This window comes from Mesorhizobium sp. M7A.F.Ca.CA.002.04.1.1, from assembly GCF_004022805.1.
Lineage (GTDB): Bacteria > Pseudomonadota > Alphaproteobacteria > Rhizobiales > Rhizobiaceae > Mesorhizobium > Mesorhizobium ciceri.
Map to the genome: position 1 here is coordinate 1 of NZ_RZPL01001029.1, position 1,417 is coordinate 1,417.

Annotated in this window: 1 protein-coding gene and 1 pseudogene; both read left to right on the plus strand. The window is 62.9% G+C overall.

Annotated features, from left to right (window positions below):
- A partial coding sequence (locus tag ENZ75_RS31760; RefSeq protein WP_164888172.1) for an FAD-binding oxidoreductase occupies positions 1-709 on the plus strand: 709 nt, incomplete at its 5' end.
- 262 nt (positions 710-971) lie between these two features.
- Positions 972-1,417: pseudogene (locus ENZ75_RS31765) on the plus strand (SH3 domain-containing protein); the annotation flags it as partial.

Consider the following 1,417-nt stretch of genomic DNA (forward strand, 5'->3'; position numbering starts at 1 on the left):
GATCGGCACAGCGCGGGTGGCAGCGCTTGCAGGCGCGCAGCTGTTCGAGGGGACTCAATCAACCGGCATCATTTCCAGTGGCGGCAAGATCAAGGTTTCGACGTCGAGAGGCACGGTGACGGCGCAGAAATGCCTGATCGCGGTCAACGCCTATGGCGGCGCGCTCGAGCCGGTGAGTGCCGCGCACGTCATGCCGATCGGTTCCTTCATCGGCGCGACCGTGCCTCTGGGAGCCGACTCGAACGTTTTGCGGGGCGGCGAGGCGGTCGACGATTCCCGCTTCGTCGCGCGCTATTTCCGCAGATCGAAGGACGGGCGGCTGCTGTTTGGCGGACGCGAGGTCTATGGCGTCAACGATCCCCGGGATATCCACATCCACATCCGTCGCCAGATCGCGGAACTCTATCCGGCGCTCGGGGATGTCGAGATCACGCATGGCTGGGGCGGCTATGTCGGCATCACGGTGCCAAGAAAGCCGTTCGTGCGCGAAGTGATGCCCAATGTGATCTCGGCCGGCGGCTATTCCGGCCACGGCGTCATGCTGTCGAACTACTTCGGTAAACTCTATGCCGAAACCGTTGCCGGCAACCGCGACCGGCTGAAGCTGATCGAGGATCTGAAAATCCCGCCTTTCCCTGGCGGCCGGCGTTTCCGCACGCCGCTGCTGTTCCTGGCGCTCAACTGGTTTGCGCTGCGCGACAGGATCTAGCCGGCCGGCCTGATGTAATATTGTAATATTTGTTGTAACATTTGTTGCCCGTGCGACGCATTGCGCAATTTCCCGCAAAGGCGCAGAATCCTCTATGTTGGCGTACTGATGCCACAATCGCAGGCGAAAGCTGCCGGTTCTGGGCGATTGTTCGGGGATTGTTGCGGGCCTGCCCGCGTTGTTTTTGGGACCGATGCGGATCAGACGCCGGACTTCCGGCACCGATTGAAAGAACGTCGGCCCGCTTATGGAGGTGGCAAGAGTGAGAGAGCCCTTCAGTTTCGGTACGCCGGAACGTCGGCGCTTTGCCATGCAGTTCGGATACGACATGCGGCCGTCCTTCTGGCAGGAAGTCCGTTCGAACTCGCATCTGGTGATTGCCGCGATCGGCACCGCCGCACTGCTTGGCGTCGCCGCCGTGGCGCTGTGGCTGGCGCTGCCGGCCAGCGACAGGCAAGCGGCAGCGAGCCCCGAACAGACCATTCCAACGGTTCCGGTGAAGACGACGAAAATAACCCCGGTTGGGGCCGCGGTCGCTGCGGCAGCCGTACCGCAGGCGCGCAAGTCCGACGCAATTCCAACAACTGTGGCGGCCGCGCAAGACAACATTCCCGCACTCGCCGCCAATGACCCGCGCTGGACCGGTTCCCAGCTGAAGGCCGCATCCGCGTCCGATTCGACTGCTCCCAGCCAGGTGGCGGACAAGGC